The following is a 24,878-nucleotide window of genomic DNA, read 5'->3' as shown; positions in this document are numbered from 1 at the left end:
CATGCGCATCGCCACGGCGAACATGTTCGACGCCAGCATCGCGACCCTGCAGCGGCGCCAGGAGCAGATGCAGGACAGCCAGCAGCGCCTGACCTCGGGCAAGCGCATCCAGAACGCCAGCGACGACCCCACCGGCGCCTCGCGCGCCGAGCGGGCGCTGTCCTCGATCGGCCGCATCGACGCCAACCAGCGCGCACTGGAAGCCAGCCGCAACAGCATGACCCTGACCGAGGGGGCGCTGGGCGACGCCAACGAAATCCTGCAGCAGATCCGCGACACCATGGTATCGGCCGGCAATGCCAGCTTCAGCGACACCGAGCGCAAGGGCCTGGCCGACAAGATCGTCGGCCTGCGCGACCAGTTGCTGGCGATCGCCAACCGCCCCGACGGCGGCGGCGGCTTCCTGTTCGGCGGCCAGGGCTCGGCCAACCCGCCCTTCCTGGACCAGCCCGGCGGCGTTGGCTACACCGGCATCCCCGGCCAGATCCAGACCGGCAATATCGACGACTTCCCGCTCAGCATGGACGGGCGCGCCGCCTGGGAGCAGGCGCGCAGCGGCAACGGCACCTTCGTCACCGAGCCGATGCCCAACAGCATCACCGGCGCGCCGGCCAAGAGCTGGATCGATGCCGGCCGCATCACCAACCCCAGCCTGCTGACCGGCAACAACTACCAGGTGCAGGTCAGCGGCAGCGGCGCCGGCGCCACCTATACCGTCACCAACACCACCACCGGCGCAGTGGTCGCCAGCGCCCCCTTCGCCTCGGGCAAGGCGATCGAATTCGACGGCATCGCGGTCACCCTGGCCGGCAATGCCGAGGACGGTGACCAGTTCTCGGTCGCGGCTTCGCAGGCCGGGCTGAAGGTGTTCGACGTGCTGGACCGCGCGGCGGCCGAGCTGCGCACGCCGCTGCGCAGCAATATCCAGATCGCGCAGGGCAACTCCGGCCGCATCCGCGACCTGGACTCGGTGATCGGCAATATGCAGAACATGCGCAGCCAGGTCGGCGAGCAGATGAACAACCTGGACGGTACCGAGTCGCGCATGGCCGACCTGAAGCTGTACAACCAAAGCGAGCAATCTGCCGCAGAGGATCTGGACATGGTGCAGGGCATCTCCGACTTCCAGAACCAGCAATCCGGCTACGATGCAGCACTGAAGACCTACGCCATGGTGCAGCGCATGTCGCTGTTCCAGTACATCAATACATGACCGCCAGCACGCACCCCATCCTCGGAAGCCTCGCCCTGGGCTACGCGCCCATGATCGATCCCCAGCACCAGGTCGTCGCGACCCGGCTGACCGTGATGCCGCTGCGCCCCGACGCCCGGCTGGACGCCGGCGAGCTGGCCGCCGCGGTGGCCGAGGTCTGGCCGGCCGGCGGCCGGGCCGCGGTGCTGAACGTGCTCAACGAGGGCCTGCTGGAAGGCCTGCTGGCCGCCCCGCCCAGCCCCAACCTGATGCTCGAGCTGCCCGCCTTCATGGCCGCCAGCCATGCCGAGGGCGTGCTGGCGCTGAAGAAGAACGGCAATGCGCTGCTGCTCAAGGGCCGCCCGCTGCAGCCCCTGCCCACCGAGCTGCAGGCCTGCTTCAAGTACCAGGTGCAGGACCTCGACGAGGACCGCAACCAGCCCCTGCCGGCCGGCCCGGCCAAGCTGCTGAGCAATCTGCGCGGCGCGCCCGCGGTGCAGGAGGCCTTCCAGCGCGGCGCGGCCGCGGTGCTGGCCTGGCCGCTGGAGGACGGCGGCTTCGAGGCCCCCGCCGGCGGCGGCAAGAGCGAGATCCAGGCCGACCTGCAGGTGATCGTGCAGCTGATGAGCCAGGTCGACCAGGGCGAGGACATCGACAAGCTCGAGGCCACGCTCAAGCGCGACCCCAGCCTGGCCTTCAAGCTGCTGCGCTACATGAACTCGGCCGCCTTCGGCCTGTCGGTCGAGGTCTCCTCCTTCCGCCACGCCATCATGCTGCTGGGCATGGCGCGCCTGAAGCGCTGGCTGGCCCTGCTGCTGACCACCGCCAGCAAGGACCACAGCCTGCGCCCGGTGATGTACGGCGCGCTGCGCCGCGGCCTGTTGATGGAGGAGCTGGCGCGCAGCATGGACGACCGCGAGATGCGCGACGAGATGTTCATCTGCGGCCTGTTCTCGCTGCTGGACCATATGCTGAAGCAGCCCTTCGCCAAGCTGCTGCAGTCGATTCCCGTGCCCGAGCGGGTGCGCCAGGCCCTGGTCGACGGCACCGGCCCCTACCTGCCCTACCTGACGCTGGTGCGTGCGATCGAGGCGGAATCCGGCTTCGACTACCGCCATGCCGCCGAACAGCTGATGCTGGGCGCCGAGGAAGTCAACCATGCCGTGCTGCGCGCGCTGGCCAAGGCCGGCCAGCTCGAGTGAGGCTCTGATTACACTGCGGGCGTAATGCCCAAGACACCCGCCCAGCTGCCGCTGCTTTCGTCCGATCTGAGCGCCCTGCACGGCCTGCTGGCCCTGCTGGGCGAGCCGGTCCTGCTGCTCGACGAAGGCCTGCAGGTGCTGGAGGCCAACCCCCCTGCCAAGGCCCTGCTGCAGGCCGCCGCGGGTCAGGTCTTGCCCCAGGCCGCGCTGCGCGACTGGCTGCGCCTGGCCTGCGCCGCGCTGCTGGAGGAACGTCGCCCGCCCGCCGCGCCGCCGCTGCCGCTGGCCGATGGCAGCCGCGCCCAATTGCACCTGCTGCCGCTGGACCGGAGCGCCAGCGGCGACGGCGCGCGCTGGCTGCTGCACGCGCGTGCGCAGAACGGACGCGCTGACAACGTTTTCGCCGGCGCACCGGCGCAGGGCGAATGGCTGCAGCTGTTCGCCGCCTCGGCCCTGCCGGCCTGCGTGCTGGACGGCCAACTGCGCCTGCAGGGCGCCAACCCCGCCTTCGCCGAACTCTGCGGCCGCGACGCCGCCGCGCTGCGCGACCTGTCGCTGGCCGAGCTGGTGGCGAGCGACGAGCGCGCGGCGCTGCGCGGCGCGCGCCCGACCCGCGCGCTGGCCAGGTCGCTGACCCGCCCGGTGCAGCTGCCCGAGGAGCTGCACCTGCTCGATGCCGAGGGCCGCGAGCATGGCATGCGCCTCCTGGTACATGCGCTGACGCCCGAGCTGAACCTGTGCCTGCTGCAGGACCGCACGCCCGAACAGGCCGCGCGCGCCCAGGCCGAGCGGGCCCAGGCCGAGGTCGAGCAATGGCTGGCGCTGAGCCCGCTGCCGATGGTGCTGTTCGACGACAACGGCCTGCTGCTGCGCGCCAACACCGCCTTCGCCGCGCTGAGCCTGGCCGCGCCGGCCAGCCTGCACGAGGCCGGCGCGGCGCTGCAGCGCCTGCTGGCCTGGGACCCGGCCGAGGGCCGGCCGCTGCCGGCGCTGCGCGAGCAGGCCGAGGGCGCGCCGCCGCTGCTGACCCAGGCCCAGCTGGTCGACCCCGGCGGCCGCAGCCGCTGGCTGGCCGGCCGGCTGCAGCGCCTGGTGGGCCAGCGCCGCTACATGGCGGTGCTGGACGACCGCAGCTCGGAGCAGGAGCGCGACCTGGCGCACCAGCAGCTCGACGCGCTGATGGACACCGCCGGCGTCGGCCTGGCCACCTTCCAGCAGGACGCCGGCTGGCTGCGCCCGCGCGGCAGCGCCAGCGGCGCCAAGCCCAAGGGCGCGCTGGCCGGGCTGCAGGGCGTCGGCCGCGACATCGTCGAGCCCGATTCGCTGCCCGAGTTCGAGCGCCTGCAACGCGCGCTGAAGACCGGCGACCGGGTCGAGGTGCGCTACGCGGTGCGCCATCCCGAGCTGGGCCGGCGCTGGCTGCTGACCCGGGTCGAGCCCGGCCAGCTGGCCTCGGGCCAGCGCACCACCTCGGTCGTGACCCTGGACGTCACCGCCCAGGCCCAGGCCGAGCGCCGCCACGAACAGTTGCTGCGCGAGCTCTCCACCATCATGGACAGCTCCGGCGTCGGCATGGCCTATCTGCGCGGCAAGCAGCTGCTGCGCTGCAACGAGGGTTTCGAGCAGATGCTGGGCCTGCCCGCCGCCACCCCGGCCGGCACGCCGGTGGCGACCCTGTTCGCTGCGCTGCCCGAGCTGGCGCAGCAGGTGCAGACCGCGCTGGCCGAGCTCAGCGCCGAGCATCTGTTCGAGGCCGAGTTCGTGCAGGTCGGCAGCCAGGCGCCGACGGCGCGCTGGCTGTCGCTGAGCCTGCGCAAGGTGCAAGGTCCGGCCGACGAGGCGGTGGCCGTGGTCAGCGACATCAGCCGGCTCAAGGCCCAGCAGACCCAGCTGGAGGCGCTGGTGCAGGACCGCGAGCTGATGTTCAACCTGTCCGATGTCGGCATGGCGATCCTGCGCCAGGGCAAGGTGGCGCGCGCCAACGAGGCGCTGGCCGCGATGAGCGGCTACCGCATCGCCGAGCTGAACGGCCTGGAGCACCGCCGCCTGTTCGACAGCGAGTTCGATTACGAGCGTCTGCAGCAGTCCATCCAGCAGGCGCTGGCCCAGCAGGGTCAATGGAAGGGCGAGCGGCGGCTGCGCCGGCGCGACGGCGCGAGCCTGTGGATGCAGGTCAGCAAGCGCGTGATGCGGCCCGGCGCGCCCGACGAGGGCGTGATCGCCACCTATGTGAACGTCGACGACCGCTGGCGCGCCCAGCAGTCGCTGATGCTGCAGACCGAGCGCGAGCGCGCGGTGCTGGATTCGGTGCTGGTCGGCATCGTCACCGTCGGCCGCGGCGGCATCGAGTGGATGAACCGCTCGGCGCGGCGCATGTTCGGCGGCGACCTGAGCGCCTTCGCAGGCCAGCCGATGAGCATCGTCGCGACGCCCGACCCGGACCACCCCTTCCGCCACACCCATTACCTGGACGAGCTGACCGAGGGCCAGGCCGAGACCTTCGAATGCCGGCTGAAGGCGCGCGACGGGCGCGAGTTCTGGGTGGTCGGCAATGCGGTGGTGACCGGCATCGAGGAATCGGGCCGCCAGCTGACCTATGCGCTGCTGGACATCGAGCGGCGCCGCCAGGCCGAGGCCCAGACCCAGCAGGCCCAGGCCTCGCTGCAACGCATCATCGAGGCCGCGCCGCTGGCGATCAGCCTGCACGACGCGAAGACCCTGGCGGTCGAGCAGATCAACCAGGCCGCGGCCGCGCTGGCCGGGCGCGCCGAGGCCGAGCTGATCGGCGCCAGCCCCGAGCAGCTGTTCGGCGCCGAGCAGGGGCCGGTGGTGCGCAACGACATGGAATCGGCCCTGCTCAGCACCGAAGTGACGCAGCGCGAATACCGGCTGCAGCTGCATGGCCAGACGCGTGTCTGGGACGCACGCCTGCTGCACCTGGCGCCGGCGCAGGACCCGGCCGACCCCGAGGCGCCGAGCGAGCCCGAGCAGCTGCTGCTGGTGGCCAGCGACGTGACCGAGCAGCGCGCCGCAGAAGAAGCGCGCCTGGCCGCCGCGATCGCGCAGCGCGAGCTGCTGGTGCGCGAGGTGCACCACCGCATCAAGAACAATCTGCAGGGCGTGGCCGGCCTCCTGCAGCAGATCGCCGCGCGCCGCCCCGAGGTGGCCGGCGTGATCGGTGAGGCCGTCGGCCAGGTGCAGGCGATCGCCCAGGTCTACGGCCTGCAGGTCGGCTCGGCCGGGCCCCTGCGCGTGCGCAAGGTGGTGGAGGCGATCACCGGCTCGGTGCAGCGCCTGCATGGCCAGCCGATCACCCTGGCGATCGAGGGCGAGCAGGCCGAGCTGGTGCACCAATGGGCCCTGCCCGAGGCCGAGTCGATCCCGATCGCGCTGACGCTCAACGAACTGCTGGGCAATGCCTTCAAGCATGGCGGCGGCCAGGCGCCGCAATGCGCCCTGGTCTGCGGCGACAACCATGTGGCGCTGCGCATCGTCAACCAGGGCCGTCTGCCGGAAGGATTCCAGCTCAGCAAGGTGCCCGGCGGCGTCTCCGGCCTGGGCCTGGTGCGCGCGCTGCTGCCGCGGCGCAGCGCGATCCTGAGCCTGGAACAGCAGGGCGAGCAGGTCGTGTGCCTGCTGGAACTGCTGCCGCCCAGTGTCAACCTCCTGACCCCCCTGTGAGTTCTGGGAGAATGGCGCCATACAAGCGTGGCGCGGGCAGGGAGCATTCCTGGTGAGCACAAAGGGCAAAATTCTCGTCGTCGATGATGATCGGCTGGTCTTGGCCACGCTGACGCATGGCCTTGCGCAAGCGGGCTATGAGGTCATCGATGCCGACAACGGCGACGACGCCATCCTGCTGGCGCGCGAGCACCGCCCGGAGCTGGCTCTGCTGGACATCCGCATGGAGGGCATGAGCGGCTTCGACGTCGCCGCCTATCTGCGCGAATACCTGCAGGTGCCCTTCATGTTCCTGTCGGCCTTCGCCGACGAGGCCACGGTGGCCAAGGTCAAGGAGCTCGGCGCGGTGGCCTATCTGGTCAAGCCGCTGGACATCCACCAGATCGTGCCCGCGGTGGAAGCCGCCTTCGCCAAGCGCGGCGAACGCGCACCGGCCGCGCCGCGCGCCAATCCCTCGGACCAGGCCCTGCTGGAGCAGGTCGTGCCGCTGGCGGTGGGGGTGCTGATGCACCGCTATTCGCTGTCGCGCCAGGAGGCGCTGGCGCGCCTGCAGAAGCTGGCCGATTCGGAAGGCCGGCCGCTGCAGGACTCGGCGCAGCGCCTGATCGAGGCGGTCGAGCTGCTGGCTTTACCCGGACGCTAAGCCGGACGGTTCAGCCGAGCGTAAAGAAGAAGCGGGCGCCCTGCCCGACTTCCGACTCGGCCCAGATCTCGCCGCCATGGCGGTGCACGATGCGGCGCACCGAGGCCAGGCCGACGCCGGTGCCCTGGAAATCGCTGGCGCTGTGCAGGCGCTGGAACACACCGAACAGGCGCTCGGCGAAGCGCATGTCGAAGCCGGCGCCGTTGTCGCTGACGACGAAGACCAGCTCGCCGCCGAGCTGCTGGCGCTCGAAGCGGATCTCGGTGTGCGCGGTCTTGCTGCTGTACTTCCAGGCGTTGCCCAGCAGGTTCTCAAGCACCATGCGCAGCAGGGTCGGGTCGCCCTGCACCTGCAGCTCGGGCTCGATCTGCACCAGCGCGCGGCGCTCCGGTGCATTGCGGCGCAGTTCCTCGATCACCAGGGTGGCCAGCTGCGAGAGGTTGACGGTCTGGCGCTGCAGCGGCTGCGAGCTGAGCTGGGTCAGCGACAGCAGCGCGTCGATCATGCTGTTCATGCGCGCGGCCGCGCCCATCACCCGGTCCAGATGGTCGTTGCCGATGCGGTCCAGCAGGCGGCCGTAATCCTCCTTCAGGATACGCGCGAAGCCCTCGACCACGCGCAGCGGCGCGCGCAGATCATGCGAGACCGTGTAGCTGAAGGATTCATGCTCGGCGCGCGCCACCTCGGCCGCTTCGACCGCCAGGGTCGCCGGCACCGTGTCCGGCGCGCCCTGCGGCCACAGGCTCAGCAGGGCCAGGCCCGGCCGTCCCGCCACCGCGGTCAGGCACAGCCACCAGGGCCCACAGGGCAGACCCGAGGCCGCGGTCGGCGCCGCGGCGGCCTCGCGCACCTCGGCCGGCAGGCAGTCCAGACAGGCGCGCCAGGGTTCGCCGCGCAACTGCTCGGGCGGGCGCCCCATCAGCTGGGCCGCGGAGGCATTCAATTCCAGCAGACGCGGATGCGCGCCGCTCGCCTCGGCCACCAGCCAGGCCGGGCCCGGCAGGGACTGGATCCAGCCATGGTCGCGCTCGTCGCTGGCCACCGGCACGGGCGGGGCCAGGCCAGCGGCCTGCTGGCCCTCGGGCGCGGGCCGCGGCACCGGCCGCGCGGTGCCCAGATAGCCCTGGAAACGCCCGAAGCCATCCAGGCAGACCTGGCCGCGCAGCAGCCAGCGGCCCGAGAACTGCGCGGCCGCGCCGCCCTCGAGGCGCGCCTCGACCAGCACATCGGCGAAGGGCGCACGCTCCTGCAGGCGCTGCAGCAGGCTGGCCTCCTGGCCCTCGACCAGAGCGAAGCGCTCCCACAGCGACTGCGTCGCCGCCACGCCCACCCAGCTCGAAGCCGGCGCGGCCTGCGGCGCCTGCCAACGCACCAGATGGTGCTGCGCGTCGGTCTGCCATTGCCAGTCGCTCTGCAGTTGCGACATCAGCTGCAGCTGGCCGCGCACCTCGCGCAGCGATTCGCCCAGGCGCTGGCGCGTCAGGCGCACGCCCACATGCCAGCCGATGCCGGCCACCGCCAGCATCAGCAGGCCCAGGCACAGCCCGGCCAGCAGCGGCGCGGCATAAGCCCCGCCGGCGGGCCATAGCAGCCAGGCCGCCAGGAGCAGCAGGACCAGCAAGGCGGCGCCCATCCATGGCCAGCGGCGTGAGGCGAGGCGTGCTTCGCTGAGGCTGTTCATGGCGGCCATTGTATGTAGGAGCCACAGCGCCAAGAACGAGGCTCAAGTCCGTTGCGCGGATGCCGATAAGCGTTGGATGAAAGCCCTGACGGCGACCTTATGAGCACGGCCATGTCCGAGGCCCCCGACGACAACGGCGATGCATCCTCCGATGTGATGGCCGGCTGGCCCGCCCTGCTGGCGGCCGGCGATGTGCAGTCGCTGACCGACCAGTTGCCGGTGGCGCTGCTGGTGATGGAGACCTCGCAGACCCGGCTGCTGCATGTCAATGCCGAGGCCGAGCGCCTGCTGGGCCAGCGCCGCGCCCAGCTGCTGGGCCGCGCGGCCGGCGAGCTGCTGCCCGCGGCGCTGGCCGCACTGTGCCAGCCGCCGCGCTGGCGCGCGCTGGAGACCGGCCGGCATGCGGCCCGCGAGGGCCTGTGGCTCGCCACGCCGCTGGGCCAGCGCTGGCTGACCCTGCAGCGCAGCCTGGTGCGCTGGTCGGGCCTGCGCCGCCCGGTCGGCGTCGTCACCTTGCAGGACGGCAGCGCGCAGCGCCAGCTGGAGCGCGCGCTGCAGGAAAGCGATACGCGCTTTCGCGAGGTCACCGAGGCGGTCAGCGAATGCCTGTTCGTCACCACGCCGGACTGGGACCGCCTGCATTTCAGCTCGCCGCTGCTGCTGGACCTGCTGGGCCTGTCGACCCTGGACCTGGCCCAGGGCCCGCGCCTGTTCGAGCAGCGCATCCATCCCGAGGACCGGCCGCTGTATGCGCGCCGCCTGGCCGCCCAGGCCCAGGGCGAGGCCAGCGACATGGTGCTGCGCATCCAGCACCCGAGCAAGGGCCTGCGCTGGATGCGGCTGCGCTGCCGGCCGCAGGTGCATCCGAACGGCCAGGCCCTGGTCTACGGCATCCTGGCCGACATCAGCGACGAGCACCAGCGCCATCGCGAGCTGGCGCTGGCGCGCGACCAGGCCGAGGCCGCGAGCCAGGCCAAGAGCGAGTTCATGGCCAATATGAGCCATGAGATCCGCACCCCGCTGAACGGCATGCTGGGCATGACCGAGCTACTGCTGGGCACCGAGTTGGCCCCCGCCCAGCGCCGCTTCGCCGAAGCCGCCTACCACTCGGCGCAGGAGCTGCTGGACCTGGTCGACGAGGTGCTGGATTTCGCCAGCGCCCAGGCCGGCCATCTGCGCCTGGAGTCCGCCGCCTTCGATCCGGCCGCGCTGGCCGACGACTGCCTGCGCAGCTTCGAGGCGCGCGCCGGCGCCAAGGGCCTGGCGCTGCGCCTGCTGCCCGACGCGGCTCCCAGCGAGGCCCGCGGCGATGCGCGGCGCATCCGCCAGGTGCTGGACGAGCTGCTGGCCAATGCGCTGAAGTTCACCGAACAGGGCGAGGTGCGGCTGGAGCTGGAACGGCGCGGCGAGAGGCTGCTGTTTCGCGTCTGCGACACCGGCATTGGCCTGGACGCGGCCGAGCTGCCACGCCTGCTGAAGCCCTTCACCCAGGGCAATGCCAGCCTGTCTCGCCGCCATGGCGGCACCGGCCTGGGCCTGGCCCTGGCCAGCGAACTGGCGCGGCTGATGGGCGGCACCCTGGAGGGCGAAAGCCGGCCGCAGCAGGGCTCGGTCTTCACCCTCAACCTGCCGCTGGACGGCGCGCCGGACCGGCCGGCCCGGGCGGATCAGGCACAGCGTGAACCGCCCTGGATCCTGGTGGTCGAGGACAACCCGGTGAACCAGCAGGTTAGCGCCGAGATGCTGGCCCGGCTGGGCTGCCGGGTGCGGGTCTGCCCGGATGCCAGCAGTGGCCTGCAGGCGATGTGCGAGCAGAGCTTCGACTTGGTGATGATGGACATCCACATGCCCGGCATGGACGGCATGCAGGCGCTGTCGCTGTTCCGGCGCGGCGCCAGCCCGGCCCTGCCCTTCGTCTGCGGCCCGGCCACGCCGGTCGTCGCGGTCACCGCCAACGCGCTGGGCGGCGACGAGCGGCGCCTGCGCCGCCATGGTTTCGATGACTATTTGCCCAAACCATTTAACCTCGGCCAGTTGCGGGACCTGCTGACGCGTCGCATCCCGGTCGAGAATAGCGAGATAACAAACACGGGGCGCCCGGGCCCGGCCGAAGGCCAGCCGGCGCCCGATGGAACCGCCATGCCACCCCAGTCCACCCCACCCGCCGCGGCGCCCGCCGGCCCCCTGCTCGAACCCGAGGCGATCGCGCGCCTGCGCGAGCTCGATCCCGGCGGCAGCAACCAGCTGCTGGAACGCGTGGTGGCGGCCTTCCTGAAATCGCTGGACCGGCTGCTGCCCGATCTGGAGCAGGCCCGCGCCGGCGGCGAACATGGCCTGGACCTGGCCGCGATTCGCCATGTGTCCCACACCCTAAAATCTTCGTCGGCCAGCCTCGGAGCATTGAAGCTTTCGCAGCGTTGTGCCGAAATCGAGACGATGGCACGCCAAGGCCAAACGGAAGGTTTGGACATCCTGCTGGACGGCATGCATGATGAGGTCGCGCTGGTGCGCGAAGCCCTGAAAGAGCTACTGGCAAACCCCTGATGACAGCTGCAAGTCAAAACCTGGACAGCGATCTGCCCGAACAGCCCCGCGTGCTGCTGGTGGACGATGACGAGGTCAACCTGCTCCTGACCGCGATCGCGCTGCGCGAACGCGGCTTCGACATCACCGAGGCCACCGGCGGCGAAGAGGCGCTGCGCATGATGGCCGAATGGAGCCCGGACATGATCGTGCTGGACGCGATGATGCCGGAGCTGGATGGCTTCGACACCTGCACCCGGCTGCGCGCCCTGCCCGGCTTCGAGTCGACCCCGGTGCTGATGCTGACCGGCCTGGACGACGAGGCCTCGATCACCCGCGCCTACCAGGTCGGCGCGACCGACTTCTTCGTCAAGTCCACCCAGTGGAGCCTGCTGGCCGGGCGCCTGCGCTACCTGCTGCGCAGCTCGCGCACCCGCATCGAGCTGGAGCGCAGCAAGGCGCGCCTGGCGCGCGCGCAGGACCTGGCCCGCATGGGCAGCTTCGAATGGCACCGCGGCTCGGGCGGCTTCACCCTGGCGGCCGAGGCGCTGCGCGTGTTCGGCCTGGGCAACCACGAGAGCCTGGACTTCATCGGCGCGATGCGCATGGTGCCGCGCGAGGAGCGCAAGCTCTTCCTGCATCTGCTGCGCGACGTGATCGCGCACAACTCGGTGCTGGTGACCGACCTGTCGGTGACCCTGCTGGACGGGCGCCAGCGCGTCATCCACATCGAGGCCGAGCCCGAGTTCAACGAGCATGGCAATGCCAGCGGCTATACCGGCGTGCTGCAGGACGTGACCGACCGACGCATGGCCGAGGACCGCATCCGCCAGCTCGCCAATTTCGACGCGCTGACCGGCCTGCCGAACCGCCGCCAGCTGATCTGGCGCACCGAGCGCGCGATCGAGCAGGCGCGCCGCATGGGCCATGAGGTCGGCCTGCTGCTGATCGACCTGGACCGCTTCAAGGTCATCAACGACACCCTGGGCCATGCCGCCGGCGACGAGCTGCTGATCGAGGTCGGCCGGCGCCTGCGCGGCTGCGTGCGCCATTCGGACCAGGTGATCGAGGGCATGCTGGAATCGGTCGGCGGGCGTTCGCACCGCACCCTGGAGGCCGTGGGCCGCCTGGGCGGCGACGAGTTCGTGGCCCTATTGCCCGAGGTGATCGACGAGCGCGATGCCGAGCGCGTCGCCCAGCGCGTGCTGGAGGCGCTGCGCGAGCCGATCTTCATCGCCGGCCAGGAATGCTTCGTCACCGCCAGCGTCGGCATCGCGATCTATCCGCGCGACGGCCTGACGATGGCCGACCTGCTGCGCAACTCCGACGTCGCGATGTACGCGGTCAAGAGCCAGGGCCGCAACGCCTCGGCGCTGTACAGCCCGCAGCTGGCCGGCCGCGGCCGCGAGAACCTGGAGCTGGAAAGCGCGCTGCACAAGGCGATCGAGCGCGGCGAGCTGGTGCTGCATTACCAGCCCAAGATCGATGTGCGCGGCGCCCGCATGGTCGGCGCCGAGGCGCTGATGCGCTGGCAGCGCGGCAACACCCTGGTGCCGCCGGGCGACTTCATCCCGCTGGCCGAGGAGACCGGCCTGATCGTGCCGCTGTCGGAATGGGCCTTGAGAGAGGCGGCGCGCCAGGCCAAGGTCTGGCAGCTGAACTTCGGCTTCTCCGACTCGATCGCGGTGAACCTGCCCAACCGGCTGTTCGAGCGCTCCGACCTGGTCGAGCATATCCATCAATGCGTCAGCGCCTATGGCGTGCCGCACCGCGCGATCCAGCTGGAGATCACCGAGACCGGCCTGATGAAGGACCTGCAGAACGTGATCCCCTCGCTGCACCGCCTCAACGAGGTCGGCGTCGAGATCTCGATCGACGACTTCGGCACCGGCTATTCCTCGCTGGCCTATCTGACCACCCTGCCGATCTCGGAGGTCAAGATCGACCGCAGCTTCGTGCGCGACCTGGGCATCACGCCGCAGAGCTCGGCCGTCGTCACCGCGATCATCGCGCTGGCCCGCTCGCTGGGCCTGCGCGTGGTGGCCGAGGGCGTCGAGACCCTGCGCCAGATGGAGGTGCTGCACCGCCTGGGCTGCTCGGTGATGCAGGGCTTCCTGTTCAGCAAGCCTCTGCCGCCCGATGACCTGGAGCGCTGGATCGCGCAAACCGTGCTGCCGCGCAAGGCGCCCTGGATCGCCCAGGCCAACGCCGAGCCCGGCCAGCCTCCCCAGCCCGGCAGCGCCCGCCCCAGCGGCGTCCTGCGCTGATGAGCGCCACGCCCCCGTCACGCCCGGCCGGCCTGCCGCCGGCCCAGGTGGCCAAGGCCGCGCTGCACCGCCTGGCCCTGTCCAAGCAGGAACCGACCCCCGAGAACTACGCCGCCGCCTATGCCGCCGAATCCGGCAGCGCGGTGCCCGTGGCCGCCACGCCGGCTGCGGATGCCCTGTCCGAACGCACCCAGACCCTGATCAACAAGCTGATGGCGCTGGGCATCGGTGACGGCCAGACAAGGCTGGAGATCGCCGGCCTGGTACGCGAGTCGCGCTGGGACGAGGCGCTGCGCCGGCTTGAGAAGCTGCAGGCCAGCGAAGGCCCGGGCGCACAGGCCGAGGCGATGGCCGGCATGCTCGAGCGCCTGGTGCGTGGCCTGGAGCGCGGCGGCCGGCAATGGACCGTCGCGCGCAAGAAAGACGGGCTGCAGCGCGTGCTGTCCAGCAACCGCAGCGACCCGCAGCGCCTCTTGAACCGGCTCGGCCAGCTGCTGCAGAACTGGGACGGCGATGTGGCCGACGCCAGCATCGACACCCAGTTCGATGCTAGCGCCGAGGCCGAGGAGCCGGGCGGCACGCCCAGCCAGTTCTTCAGCGAAAGCGAGTTCGCGGCCGATCTGGAGCAGACCGCCGCGGCCCTGCCCAGCGCCGCGCCGGCCGGCGCCTCGGGGCAAGCACCGCTGCACTGGATCGCGATCGAGACCAGCCTGGAGGGCACGGTCGAGCATGCGCTGCGCGCACCGGAAGAGGCCGGCGACAGCGTCGCCGGCGAGCTGCTGGCCGAGCTGCAGGCGGCCCAGGCCGCGCTGCGCGGCCGCGGCGCCGACGCCCCGCAGGCCGCGGCGATGGAGGCCCTGTGCCAGCGCGCGCGCCGCCTGCTGGACCATCGCCAGCATCTGTTCGGCGAGCTGGGCGGCCTGTGCCGCGAGCTGAGCGCCAGCCTGGTCGACCTGTCCGAGGACGATTCCTGGGCGCGCGGCCAATGCGAGGCGATGAACAACACCCTGGAGCTGGGCCTGTCGGCGCGCGGCGTGCGCTCGGTCTCCGAGCTGCTGAACAACACGCGCGAGCGCCAGCGCAGCCTGCGCGAGGAGCGCAGCCGGGCGCGCGACTCGCTGAAGTCGCTGATCCACAAGATGCTGGCCGAGCTGGGCGAGCTGGGAGCCCATACCGACCGTTTCCAGGACAGCGTCGGCCGCTATGCCGAGGTGATCGAGAAGGCCGATTCGCTGGAAAGTCTGACCGGCGTGGTGCGCGAGATGGTGGAAGAAAGCCGCAGCGTGCAGGCCCTGGTGCGCCAGACCCAGCAGCGGCTCTCCACCGAGCATGAGCGCGCCAGCGCGCTGAACGAGCGGGTGTCGCATCTGGAGGGCGAGCTCAAGCGCCTCTCCGACGAGGTGCAGACCGACCAGCTGACCCAGATCGCGAACCGGCGCGGCCTGATCGCGGCCTTCGGCATCGAGCAGGCCAAGCAGGAGCGCGACGACAGCCGGCTCGCACTGGCGCTGCTGGACATCGACAACTTCAAGAAGCTCAACGACACCCTGGGCCATGCGGCCGGGGACGAGGCGCTGAAGTCGCTGGCCAGCCAGGTCTCGGCCCTCTTGCGTCCGGGCGACATGATGGCGCGCTACGGCGGCGAGGAGTTCGTGCTGATGCTGCCGCGCACCCCGGTGGACGAGGCCCAGGCCGTGCTGACGCGGCTGCAGCGCTCGCTCTCCAAGGCCCTGTTCATGCACGAGGGCAAGGACGTGTTCGTCACCTTCTCGGCCGGCGTCACGGTCTACCGCCCCGGCGAGACGCTGGAGGCCGCGCTGGACCGGGCCGATGTGGCGCTGTATGAGGCGAAGCACACGGGGAAGAACAAGGCCTGCATCGCGCCCTGAGGCGGGATGGCAGGGGCAATGACCTAGGTGTTGCCCTGACGGGGCTGGCGCCTATAGTCGTTCACGTCGTCGCTTGCCGAGGAGAAGTCCATGCGCTTTTCCACCACCCCGCTGTTGGTCCTGGGTGCGCTGCTGCTGCCAGGGGCTGCGCCTGCCGATGTCATCACCGACTGGAACGTCACGGCCCTGGGCCTGACCCTGTCCAGCCCGCCGCAGATCGAGATGCGCACCCTGGCGATGACGCATGTCGCGATGTTCGATGCGGTCAGCGCGGTGACGCGCGGCTACCAGCCCTATATGAACCCGATGCCGCCGGCACCGGTCGGCGCTTCCGCCGAGGCCGCCGCCGCGGCGGCGGCGCATGGGGTGTTGCTGTCGGTCTACCCGCAGCAGAAACCCGCGCTCGATGCCGCGCTGCAGGCCTCGCTGGCCAAGCTGCCGGACGGCGAGGCCAAGAGCAGCGGCAGCGCGTTCGGCCGGCTGGTCGCCGAGCAATGCGTCGCGATGCGCAGCGGCGACGGCTGGAACGGGCGCGTCGCCTATACCCCGTCCACCGGTGCGGGCAGCTGGCAACCGGCGCCGCCGTCCATGGGGCCCTTCGCCTCGGTCTTTTGGGCAGAGGTCAAGCCCTTCTTCCTGAAGTCCTCGACCGAAGTGACGGCCCCCGGCCCGCTGGCGGTGGACAGTGCGCAGTACGCGAAGGAGCTCGACGAGGTGCGCCGCCTGGGCCGGCGGGATTCGACCGAGCGCAGCGCCGACCAGACGGCCGCGGCGATCTTCACCCTGCTCAATGGCGGCCAGATGTGGAATGCCGCGGCCCGCGCCGCGGCGGCGGCCAAGGGCAGCACGATGCCGGAGAACGCGCGCATCTTCGCCGTCATCAATATGGCGGCGCTGGACGCGGTGATCGCCGGCTGGGAGGTCAAGCGCAAGGTCGGCACCTGGCGCCCGGTGAGCGCGATCCGCGCCGCCGCCGTCAACCCCGACCCGAAGTGGGAGCCGCTGATCAACACACCGCCGCACCCGGACTATGTGTCCGGGCATTCGGTGAGCTCGGGCGCCTGGTCACGCTCCTTGCAGCTGCTCTTCGGCAACGACGGCGTGCCCTTCAGCGCCACCTTCGGCGGCGCCTTGACGCGCCACTTCACGAGCTTCTCGCAGGCCGCGACCGAGATCGAAAACGCCCGCATCTGGGCCGGCATCCACACGCGAACGGCCGACGAGCATGGCACGGCCCTCGGCCGCCGGGTGGGCGAACTGGCGGTGCAACGCGCGATGAAGAAGATCGACTGACGGCCGACCGTTTGTCCCCTGCGCCACCGAGGACCTGAGAACGCTCAGTCCTCACCGGGTGCGGGCGCCGACAGCACATAGGCCAGCAGTTCCTCGGGCTCATCGGCCGTCGGCGGCTTCACGCCGGCCAGAAGGAAACCGCTCCGCTCCAGCAGGCGGATCGAGGCGGTATTGCGGCGGAGCACCTCGGCATGGATCTCGGTCAGGCCGAGCACGCTGAACGCATACCGGCTGACCAGGGACACCGCCACGCCGCCGAGCCCTAGGCGCCAATGTCGACGGGCCAGGACGATTCCGAGTTCCGCCGCGTCCCCGCCGACCGCGGGGAACGATAGGCTCACCGTTCCGACGCTGACATCGCTCCCGGCCGGAACGATGGCCCAGCGGATGCCGCGCCCGCTGCCGAAGCGATCGCGCTGCCGCTGCAGCCAGAGGATGCCCTCGTCGATCGACCGCGGCACCGGATCGCCGGCCAGGTCGGCCGACTCGGCATCGGTGGCTCGCTCGAACCAGCCCGGGATGTCCGTCTCGGTGAGTGCGCGCAGGCGCGCCTCATCCGCGAGGAGTTCCGGGACGGCGGTGGGGAATGAGGTCGATGGCACGGGGTTTTCAGCCAATTGACGTCCGCGGCAGACCTCCGGCCCGGCTCAGAAATTGAACGCCAGCCGCAGCCCACCCCAATGCCGCCCGCTGACCATGATCGGCGCCGAAGCTTCTTTCAGCAGCACGAAGCGGCCGCCGCCCATGTCGCGGCGGTAGGTCTGCAGCAGGAAGGGCCGCTGGTTGCGCGCCGAGGCCAGGCCGGTGCGGTCGTTGAAGATGCGGCGATAGCGGCTGTTGGCGGTGTTCCAGACCACGTCGCCCGCGCGTTGGGGCTGGCAGTACTTGCGGTTGTGGGTCGGCACATAGCCGTTGCGGTCCACCGCGATGCAGAACACGACCTTGTCGCTCAGGGCCAGCATGCGCTCCTGCACCGCCGGGAACAGGCGGTCGGCCAGCTCGCTGAAGGGGGTCAGGTGTTGCGGCGGATTGCTGCCGGCCAGCGGCTGGTAGCGCTCGTCGAACAACTGCTCCGGCCGGATCCGGCCCTCGCGCAGCGCGTGCTCCAGCAACGCGCCGATCTCCGAGGCGGCCTGCTGGGCGCCGCGGATGTAGGGCGAATCATCGACCTCGATGCCGCTCTCGGCGATCTGCTCGATCAGCTCCTCCGACAGGCGCAGGAACTTGTCGCTGACCGCAAAGGCCTTGGCCAGCCCGGCCACCGCCTGGCGCACCTCGCCCTCCAGCTCGGCGGCGCGTTCGTTCAGGCTGGCCGTGGTCGCGCGGCTCTGCTCGGCCGAGGCCGAGATCAGGCCGACATCGGTCTCGACCGCGGCGAAGGCCGCATGGATGCTGCTGCTACCGCTCTTGCCCGCGCCGCCACTTCCATCGCTGGCCAGCTCGCGGCTGAAGTTGTCGACCCGCGCGTCGAGCGCGTTGATCGAGCCGATGATGGATTTGGACGAGGCCTCGACCTTGGCCGCCAGGTCCTTGACCGCATCGGCGACGACGCCGAAGCCGCGCCCGGCCTCCCCGGCGCGCTTGGCCTCGACCGACGCGTTGAAGGCGACCAGCCGGGTCTGCAGCGCGATCTGGGTGATCTCGCCGGCCGCGGCCGAGACCTCGCGCAGGGTGGCGACGATGCCGCCGACCTCGGCGCCGACGCCGGCCAGCGCGCCGCGCGCGCTCGCCACCGCCTCGCGGGTCTGCCGGGTGGCATCGAAGATATGGCCCTGGGCGCGCTGCACCTCACCGAGCTGGCCCGACAGCGCCTGCATCGCCTGGCCCTGGGCCTCGACGATCTTCTGCGTGTCTTCCAGCACGCCGCGCACCTCGGCAGCGTCGCGCCCCAGGCCCGAGACCGAGCGCGACAGGCGCTTGATCACCTCCAGGCCGTTCGCGCCGCTCGGCTGCGATGGCGATGATGATGGCAGAGCCGCTTCGGCGCCCGCCGCGGGGCGCCTGGTCCAGTTCAGCATGAGTCCCCTCCGGCCGCCAGGCAGTCGGGGCGGCTCTTGTCTTACCAGTCCCTCAGCTTAACGCGCAGCCTTGCAATAGACTGACTGTGCAGCTGGCACACGCGCGATTCGGTGACCTTCAGCACGGCCGCGATCTCCTTGAGATTCATGTCGTGCTCGTAGTACATGCTCATCACGTACTGCTCGCGCTCGGGCAGGTTCTTGATCGCGGCCACCAGGGCCTCGCGCATGCGCTGGTCCTGCAGCAGGGACGAGGGGTTGCTGCCCTCGTCGGCGACATGGCGGTCGAGATAGTCCTCGTCGCCCTCGTCGCCGCTCATGTCCTCCAGGTGCACCAGCTGGGTGCCGCGCACCTTGCCGAGCAGCTCCTGGTATTCGGCCAGGCCGATGCCCATCTGGGCGGCGATCTCGCTCTCGTGCGGGGCGCGGCCGAGCTTCTGCTCCAGCTTGTGCACCGCGGCCTCGATCTCGCGCTGCTGGCGCCGCGTGCCGCGGCTCATCCAGTCGCCGCCGCGCAGCTCGTCGAGCATCGCGCCGCGGATGCGCTGGGTCGCGAAGGTCTCGAACTGCACGCCCTGGCCGGTGTCGAAGCGCGACAGCGCGTCGGTCAGGCCGATCAGACCGACCTGGATCAGGTCGTCGATTTCGACGTTGGCCGGCAGCTTCGCGATCATCTGATGGGCCAGTCGGCGCACCAGCGGGCTGTACTGCTTGATCAGGGAGGAGTTGTCGAGGCGACCTTTGGCGGTATACATCATCGGCTCCGGCGGCAAATCAAACCGTGGCGGCCCGCTCGGGGCGGCCGCGCAGCATGGGTCGGGTCATCGGGCGCAGCGGCATCGTGTCGGCGGCCGCTTCCAGCACGGCCCCGGGGGGCGCGGCCATCAGCAGCTCGCGCGCCAGATGGCGCAGTTCGGCGGGCATCGGTGCGCTGGCGGGCTGGCGCGGGTCCAGGCAGGCCCAGTCGCGCAGCACCGCGCCGAGGAAACCGTCGGCGCAGCTGCTGATCTGCTGGGCGATGCGCTCGGCCAGGCGCAGCTGCGGCGGGCAGGCCATCAGGAGGCTGTAGACCATCAGGCCGGCGCGCTGGCTGAGCCACTTCATGCCGGCATAGGCATGGGTGACGCTCTGCGAATCGGTATCGGCCAGCAGCACCGGGCGCACCTCGCGGCTGGCCACCATGCGCGCCAGTTCGGCGGCGCTGGCATGCAGGATCACGACGTCGGCAAAGGGTGCGGCCTCGGCGACCTTCTCCAGGAACTGGGCGGCCGAGCCATGGGCGTTGATATGGCGCATTGGCAGGCCGCGCGCGGCCAGGTAGGAGACCTGCTGCGACAGGCGCTCGACGCAGGCCGACAGATCGACCACCGCCAGCTCCGAGGGCTGGGGCGAGAGCTCGCCGGCATCGACCACCAGGGTGTGCAGGCCCAGCTCGGCGAAGGCGGCGCACAGCCCCTCCAGCAGCGCCCCGCCGTTCACCACATGCGGGTTGCTCAGCACCGGAATGAAACGCACGCGCGAGGCGGCGAACAGGCGGCGCAGGCCGTCGGCCTGGTCTTGCTGGGGGCGGTAGAGGTCGCGCATGTGCAGCAGCTCGTGGCTTGTCAGTAGGCGCCCATCGCCGAAGGCTGGGCGGCACCGGCGGCAAGCGCGGGGCCGCCGGCGAAGATCAGGTTCACATCGTTGGCATCGACGCGCCAGGCCGGGGCCGAGGCGCTGCGCATCGCGCGCTGCACCAGGGCCGGGGCGGACAGGCGGTGCCAGTCCTCGGGCACGCGCTGGCCGTTGGTCACGCCCAGCACCTTCAGCTTGTGGCGGATCAGGGTGTCCAGTGCCGGGGCCAGCTTGACGGCCTCGTCGATCTTGGAGAGCACGACGCCCATGCAGTCCTGGGCGCGCCAGGCCATCGCGACATCCTCGATGGTCTCGCCCTGCTGGGCGGCGTTCAGCACCAGGATCTTGCGCAGGCTGCGGTGCGAGAGCATGTCCAGCAGCTCGGCGGTACGGGTGTCGCGCTGGGCCATGCCGGCGGTGTCGATCAGCACCATCTTTTTGCCGGCCAGCAGCTCCAGCAGGTCTTCCAGCGAGGCGCGGTCGTGGGCGGTGTGCACCGGCACGCCGAGGATGCGGCCGTAGGCGCGCAGCTGCTCGTGGGCGCCGACGCGGTAGGCGTCCAGCGTGATCAGGCCCAGCTGGCCGGCACCGTGGCGGGTCGCGAAGGCGGCGGCGATCTTGGCGGTGGTGGTGGTCTTGCCAACGCCGGTCGAGCCGATCAGCGCGAACACGCCGCCCTGCTCTTCCAGGGCCGGGCCCTCGTCGGTCTGCAGATTGCGCGCCAGCACATTGGCGGCCCAGCTGCCCTCGTCGGCGGCCTGGCTCTTGAAATCGGTGGGCAGACCCTCGGCCAGCTTGCGCACCAGGGCGGGCGAGAAGCCGGCGTCCAACAGCTTCTGGGTCAGCTTGGCCTGGGCCGGCTGGCGCTGCAGCTTCTCCATGAAGGCCAGGGCACCGAAGCGCTCCTCGATCAGGCCCTTCATCGAGCGCAGCTCGTTCATCATGTCCTGCTGCTCGCGGCGGCTGCTGGCGGCGGCCAGGTCGGGCATCGCGGGCGCGTTGACGCGGATCTCGTCGCGCAGCACCGGCGGGTTGCGGCGCGGCGCCGGGGCGACCGGCTCGGGTTCGGGGGCGCGGCGCGGGGCCATCGCTTCCAGCGCGGACTGGGCGCGCTGGCGGCGCGCGGCCTGCAGCGAGGCCACGCCCTCGGGCGGCAGCTCGGGCTCGGCGGCAGGGGCCGGGGTGTCGAAGCTGGGTTCGGTGCGGCCGGACAGCTCGGCCTGGCGGCGCTTGAGCATGCGCTCGCGCACATAGTCCTGGAAGGACAGGGTGCTCATCGCCAGGGTCTGCACATCGTCCTGCACCGCGTCGGCGCCGAAATGCACCGGCGACTGGCGCGCGGCGCGGGCGCCCAGCGAGTTGTCGGTCGGGCGGGCCTGCACGCGGCTAGGGGCGCTGACCTTGGGGGCGCTGGCGGCGACCTTCTCGATCTGCGACATGCCCTCGGGGGCCATCGCCAGCACTTCCACGCCTTCCCGGCAGGGCTTGTTCGACAGCACCACGGCATCGTCGCCGAAGGCCTGGCGCACCAGGGCCATGGCCTCGCGGCTGCTGCGGGCGGTAAAGCGTTTCACGTTCATGCCGTGCCTCCGATCACCGAGCCGATGCGGATGGTGTGGGTTTCAGGGATTTCGCTGTGGCCCAGCACCTTCAATCGCGGTGCAGCGCGGCGCAGCAGTCTGGCCATCGGCGCGCGGATCAGGTCCGGCACCAAGAGGCAGGCCGGCACGCCGCGGTCTTCCTGGGCCTGGCTCTGCTCGGCGGCGCTGCGCGCCAGGGTGTCGGCCACGCCGGGATCGAGCGCGGCGCCATGGGGCGAATTCAGGGCTTGGGTGACCAGGCGCTCCAGCTCCGGCTCCAGCGCGATCACGTCCAGCTCCTTCACGGGGCCGTAGATCTGCTGCACGATGGCCGGGGCGATATGGGTACGGATGCGGCGGGCCAGCTCGCCCGGATCGGTGACGGTGGCCGCGTTCTCGGCGATCGATTCGACGATGGAACGCATGTCGCGGATGTGCACGCCCTCCTCCAGCAGAAACTGGAGCACTCGTTGCAAGGTTGCGATGCCGACCATCTTGGGAATCACGTCTTCGATCAGTTGCGGGGCCTGCTTGGTGATGTGGTCCACCAGCTGTTGCGTCTCCACCCGGCCTAGGAGCTTGGCCGCGTGAACTTGCATCAAGTGTGAGAGATGGGTGGCAATCACGGTCGAGCAATCAACGACGGTAAATCCCGCCATTTGCGCCATTTCCCGTTGCCGGTCCTCGATCCAGACCGCCGGCAGCCCGAAGGCCGGATCGGTGGTCTGGGTGCCGATCAGCTTCTGGCTGGCATGGCCGGGGTTGATCGCCAGCCACATGCCGGGGAAGGCCTCGGTTTCGCCGATGACGGCGCCGCGCAGGGTCAGCCGGTACTGGCTGGGACGCAGCTCCAGGTTGTCGCGGATATGCACGGCCGGCGGCAAGAAGCCGACTTCCTGCGCGAACTTGCGGCGAACCCCCTTGATCCGGCTCAGCAGATCCCCCTCGCGGTTCTTGTCCACCAGGGTGATCAGGCGGTAGCCGACTTCCAGCCCCAGGGTGTCGACCGGCACCAGGTCGTCCCAGCTGGCCTCGGCGTTCGGCTCGGCCGCGGCCGCCGCGGCGGCCGTCGGCTTGCTGCGCTCGGCGGCGGCGGTTTGCTGTTCGCGCCGGCGCTGCCACCAGGCCATATAGCCCAGGCCGGAGGCGATCAGCAGGAACACCAGATTGGGCATGCCCGGGATCAGGCCCAGCGCGCCGACCACGCCGGCGGTGATCGCCAGCGCCTTGGCCGAGCCGAACACCTGGCGGCCGATCATGGTGCCGATGTCCTTGTCCTTGCCGACGCGGGACACCACCATCGCGGCCGCCACCGAGATCAGCAGGGCCGGCACCTGGGCGACCAGCGCATCGCCGACCGCCAGCAGCACATAGGTGTTGGCGGCCTGGCCGGCCGACAGGCCATGCTGGGCCACGCCGATGATGAAGCCGCCGACGATGTTGATGACCAGGATCAGGATGCCGGCGATCGCGTCGCCACGCACGAACTTGCTGGCACCGTCCATCGAGCCGAAGAAGTCCGCTTCGTCGGACAGCTCGGCGCGGCGGCGCTTGGCCTCGGCCTCGTTGATCAGGCCGGCGTTCAGGTCGGCGTCCACCGCCATCTGCTTGCCGGGCATCGCGTCCAGGGTGAAGCGCGCGCCGACCTCGGCGATGCGCTCCGCGCCCTTGGTCACGACGATGAAATTGATCACGACCAGGATCGCGAACACGATCAGGCCGACCGCGAAATTGCCGCCGATCAGGAAATGGCCGAAGGCCTCGATCACCTTGCCGGCCGCGCCGGTGCCGGTATGGCCCTCCAGCAGCACGACGCGGGTCGAGGCCACGTTCAGCGACAGGCGCATCAGGGTGGTCAGCAGCAGCACGGTCGGGAAGGCCGCGAAGTCCAGCGGCCGCACCATATGCGACGCCACCATCATCACCATCACCGCCAGCGCGATATTGACGGTGAACAGCAGGTCCAGCACGAAGGGCGGCAGCGGCAGCACCATCATCGACAGCACCAGCAGCACGCCGATCGGCGCGCCCAGGGCGGCCAGCACCCCCGCGCGCGGCCCCAGCAGGGTCTGCAGCTGTGCAATCAGGCCATTCATGCCTCATCCTCCGGGGTCGGGGTCTTGTTGTGCGGGTCCAGCTCCGGCGGCACATTGGCATCCGGCACGAAGCTGGGCGCGGGCACGCCGCGCATCGTCAGCGAGGCCTTCAGCTGGTAGACATAGGCCAGCACCTGGGCCACGGCGGCGAACAGGGCGGCCGGGATCTCGCGGTCCAGCTCGGCATGGGCGTACAGGGCGCGCGCCAGCATCGGCGACTGCAGCACCGGCACCTTGGATTCCTTGGCCAGGTCGCGGATCTTCATCGCCAGCAGGTCAGCGCCCTTGGCCACGACCTTGGGCGCGGCCATCTGGCCTTCCTCGTACTTCAGCGCCACCGCATAGTGGGTCGGGTTCATCACGACCAGATCGGCCGTGGGCACCGCGGCCAGCATGCGGCGCTTGGCCATCTCGCGCATCTTGGCCTTGATCTTGGCCTTGATCTCGAGGTTGCCCTCGATCTCCTTCATCTCCTGCTTCACTTCCTCGCGCGACATGCGCAGGCGACGCAGGTAGAGCTGGTACTGCAGCGGCACGTCGATCACCGCGAACAGCGCCAGCGCGATGCCCAGCAGGGCCAGGCCGCCCATCAGCTGCTGGCCGGCATAGGCGATCGCGGCGGGCAGCGGCACCGACATGATGCCGATATAGGTCGCGACCCGGTCCTTCAGCACCATCGCGCCGACCACACCCAGCACCAGGGCCAGCAGGCAGGCCTTCAGCGCCTGGCCCAGATGCGCCCACTGGAACAGCCGGGCGAAGCCGGTCAGCGGGTTGATGTTGGAGAACTTTGGCGCCAGCGGCTTGAAGGTCCAGTTCCAGCCGCCCAGAGCCAGGTTGGCGGCGATCGCCACCGCGGCCAGGGTCAGGCCGACGCCCAGGATCACCAGCAGGCCGCGCAGCGCCAGGTCGGCCAGGCGGGTGGTCATGATGCCGGGCGTGGCGAGCTGTTGGGCGTCGAAGCGCAGGCTGGAGACCAGCAGCTGCTGCAACCAGTCGACCGCCTGCGGGCTGAGGGCGGCCAGCAGGCCGCCGCCGACCGCCATCATCGCGAAATGGCCCAGATCACGCGAGCGCGGCACCTGGCCCTCGGCCCGAGATCTCTCGATCTTCTTGGCTGAGGCCGGTAAGTTCCTGTCTTGTGCGTCTTGGTCGGCCATGGCGGAAAACGCGCCATTCGAGGCGCGTCGCCATTGTTG

The 24,878-nt window shown here is 70.7% G+C and carries 16 protein-coding genes; 8 read left to right on the top strand and 8 right to left on the bottom strand.

Annotated features, from left to right (window positions below; genetic code table 11):
* Position 1 precedes the first annotated feature (1 nt).
* The 4 genes from flgL to G8A07_RS09555 are packed head-to-tail and all read left to right on the top strand — an operon-like array spanning position 2 to position 6,718.
* Entirely contained in the window at positions 2-1,213 is a 1,212-nt protein-coding gene (gene flgL / locus G8A07_RS09570) for a flagellar hook-associated protein FlgL (protein WP_195796785.1), read from the top strand.
* Between the two features lie 50 nt (positions 1,214-1,263).
* On the top strand, positions 1,264-2,394 hold the full coding sequence (locus G8A07_RS09565) for an EAL and HDOD domain-containing protein (RefSeq protein ID WP_249937281.1): 1,131 nt from the start codon (positions 1,264-1,266) through the stop codon (positions 2,392-2,394).
* A gap of 24 nt (positions 2,395-2,418) precedes the next feature.
* Positions 2,419-6,075 (top strand): PAS domain S-box protein, encoded by a 3,657-nt coding sequence (locus G8A07_RS09560; RefSeq protein ID WP_195796783.1) that lies wholly within the window; start codon positions 2,419-2,421, stop codon positions 6,073-6,075.
* A gap of 52 nt (positions 6,076-6,127) precedes the next feature.
* Positions 6,128-6,718 carry an ANTAR domain-containing response regulator gene (locus G8A07_RS09555; RefSeq protein ID WP_195796782.1) on the top strand — a complete coding sequence of 197 codons (591 nt, stop codon included), beginning with the start codon at positions 6,128-6,130 and terminating at the stop codon, positions 6,716-6,718.
* A gap of 10 nt (positions 6,719-6,728) precedes the next feature.
* On the opposite strand, the gene G8A07_RS09550 is transcribed toward G8A07_RS09555, so the two are convergent.
* Positions 6,729-8,399: an ATP-binding protein gene (locus G8A07_RS09550; RefSeq protein ID WP_195796781.1), complete on the bottom strand. Its 1,671-nt coding sequence runs from the start codon at positions 8,397-8,399 to the stop codon at positions 6,729-6,731.
* A gap of 111 nt (positions 8,400-8,510) precedes the next feature.
* On the opposite strand from G8A07_RS09550, the gene G8A07_RS09545 reads away from it, so the two are divergent.
* The 4 genes from G8A07_RS09545 (at position 8,511) to G8A07_RS09530 (ending at position 16,371) form a co-directional block, all read left to right on the top strand.
* Positions 8,511-10,943: a PAS domain-containing hybrid sensor histidine kinase/response regulator gene (locus tag G8A07_RS09545; protein WP_195796780.1), complete on the top strand. Its 2,433-nt coding sequence runs from the start codon at positions 8,511-8,513 to the stop codon at positions 10,941-10,943.
* Positions 10,943-13,189, top strand: a complete 2,247-nt coding sequence (locus tag G8A07_RS09540) for a bifunctional diguanylate cyclase/phosphodiesterase (RefSeq protein WP_195796779.1) — start codon at positions 10,943-10,945, stop codon at positions 13,187-13,189. The genes G8A07_RS09545 and G8A07_RS09540 overlap by 1 nt, the downstream gene beginning before the upstream one ends.
* Complete coding sequence (locus G8A07_RS09535; protein WP_195796778.1) at positions 13,189-15,078, top strand: diguanylate cyclase; 1,890 nt, start codon at positions 13,189-13,191, stop codon at positions 15,076-15,078. The genes G8A07_RS09540 and G8A07_RS09535 overlap by 1 nt, the downstream gene beginning before the upstream one ends.
* Before the next feature lie 90 nt (positions 15,079-15,168).
* On the top strand, positions 15,169-16,371 hold the full coding sequence (locus G8A07_RS09530) for a vanadium-dependent haloperoxidase (RefSeq protein ID WP_195796777.1): 1,203 nt from the start codon (positions 15,169-15,171) through the stop codon (positions 16,369-16,371).
* Between the two features lie 44 nt (positions 16,372-16,415).
* Here G8A07_RS09530 and G8A07_RS09525 read toward each other — a convergent pair whose 3' ends face one another.
* The 7 genes from G8A07_RS09525 to G8A07_RS09495 are packed head-to-tail and all read right to left on the bottom strand — an operon-like array spanning position 16,416 to position 24,839.
* Positions 16,416-16,988: a GNAT family N-acetyltransferase gene (locus G8A07_RS09525; RefSeq protein ID WP_195796776.1), complete on the bottom strand. Its 573-nt coding sequence runs from the start codon at positions 16,986-16,988 to the stop codon at positions 16,416-16,418.
* A 30-nt stretch (positions 16,989-17,018) separates the two neighbouring features.
* Positions 17,019-18,389, bottom strand: coding sequence for a methyl-accepting chemotaxis protein (locus G8A07_RS09520; protein ID WP_195796775.1), 1,371 nt, complete (start codon positions 18,387-18,389; stop codon positions 17,019-17,021).
* Positions 18,390-18,430: 41 nt separating this feature from the next.
* Entirely contained in the window at positions 18,431-19,144 is a 714-nt protein-coding gene (locus G8A07_RS09515) for an RNA polymerase sigma factor FliA (RefSeq protein WP_195797687.1), read from the bottom strand.
* A gap of 19 nt (positions 19,145-19,163) precedes the next feature.
* Positions 19,164-19,973, bottom strand: a complete 810-nt coding sequence (locus G8A07_RS09510) for a flagellar biosynthesis protein (RefSeq protein ID WP_195796774.1) — start codon at positions 19,971-19,973, stop codon at positions 19,164-19,166.
* Between the two features lie 20 nt (positions 19,974-19,993).
* Positions 19,994-21,583, bottom strand: coding sequence for a flagellar biosynthesis protein FlhF (gene flhF / locus G8A07_RS09505; RefSeq protein WP_195796773.1), 1,590 nt, complete (start codon positions 21,581-21,583; stop codon positions 19,994-19,996).
* Positions 21,580-23,679, bottom strand: a complete 2,100-nt coding sequence (gene flhA / locus G8A07_RS09500) for a flagellar biosynthesis protein FlhA (RefSeq protein ID WP_195796772.1) — start codon at positions 23,677-23,679, stop codon at positions 21,580-21,582. Before flhA ends, flhF begins: the two co-directional genes overlap by 4 nt.
* Complete coding sequence (locus G8A07_RS09495) at positions 23,676-24,839, bottom strand: flagellar biosynthesis protein FlhB (RefSeq protein WP_195796771.1); 1,164 nt, start codon at positions 24,837-24,839, stop codon at positions 23,676-23,678. The genes flhA and G8A07_RS09495 overlap by 4 nt, the downstream gene beginning before the upstream one ends.
* Between the last annotated feature and the right edge of the window lie 39 nt (positions 24,840-24,878).

This window comes from Roseateles sp. DAIF2, from assembly GCF_015624425.1.
In the GTDB taxonomy this organism is placed as follows: Bacteria; Pseudomonadota; Gammaproteobacteria; order Burkholderiales; family Burkholderiaceae_C; genus Kinneretia.
The sequence above is the reverse complement of the archived record's forward strand: the minus strand, read 5'-3'. Positions and strand labels throughout refer to the sequence as shown.

Coding starts and splice junctions, on each gene's coding strand:
- G8A07_RS09495 (WP_195796771.1), bottom strand. CDS start 24,839: ATGGCCGACCAAGACGCACAAGACAGGAACTTACCGGCCTCAGCCAAG.
- G8A07_RS09565 (WP_249937281.1), top strand. CDS start 1,264: ATGATCGATCCCCAGCACCAGGTCGTCGCGACCCGGCTGACCGTGATG.
- G8A07_RS09560 (WP_195796783.1), top strand. CDS start 2,419: ATGCCCAAGACACCCGCCCAGCTGCCGCTGCTTTCGTCCGATCTGAGC.
- flhF (WP_195796773.1), bottom strand. CDS start 21,583: ATGAACGTGAAACGCTTTACCGCCCGCAGCAGCCGCGAGGCCATGGCC.
- G8A07_RS09540 (WP_195796779.1), top strand. CDS start 10,943: ATGACAGCTGCAAGTCAAAACCTGGACAGCGATCTGCCCGAACAGCCC.
- G8A07_RS09520 (WP_195796775.1), bottom strand. CDS start 18,389: ATGCTGAACTGGACCAGGCGCCCCGCGGCGGGCGCCGAAGCGGCTCTG.
- G8A07_RS09530 (WP_195796777.1), top strand. CDS start 15,169: ATGCGCTTTTCCACCACCCCGCTGTTGGTCCTGGGTGCGCTGCTGCTG.
- G8A07_RS09545 (WP_195796780.1), top strand. CDS start 8,511: ATGTCCGAGGCCCCCGACGACAACGGCGATGCATCCTCCGATGTGATG.
- flgL (WP_195796785.1), top strand. CDS start 2: ATGCGCATCGCCACGGCGAACATGTTCGACGCCAGCATCGCGACCCTG.
- G8A07_RS09515 (WP_195797687.1), bottom strand. CDS start 19,144: ATGTATACCGCCAAAGGTCGCCTCGACAACTCCTCCCTGATCAAGCAG.
- flhA (WP_195796772.1), bottom strand. CDS start 23,679: ATGAATGGCCTGATTGCACAGCTGCAGACCCTGCTGGGGCCGCGCGCG.
- G8A07_RS09550 (WP_195796781.1), bottom strand. CDS start 8,399: ATGAACAGCCTCAGCGAAGCACGCCTCGCCTCACGCCGCTGGCCATGG.
- G8A07_RS09535 (WP_195796778.1), top strand. CDS start 13,189: ATGAGCGCCACGCCCCCGTCACGCCCGGCCGGCCTGCCGCCGGCCCAG.
- G8A07_RS09510 (WP_195796774.1), bottom strand. CDS start 19,973: ATGCGCGACCTCTACCGCCCCCAGCAAGACCAGGCCGACGGCCTGCGC.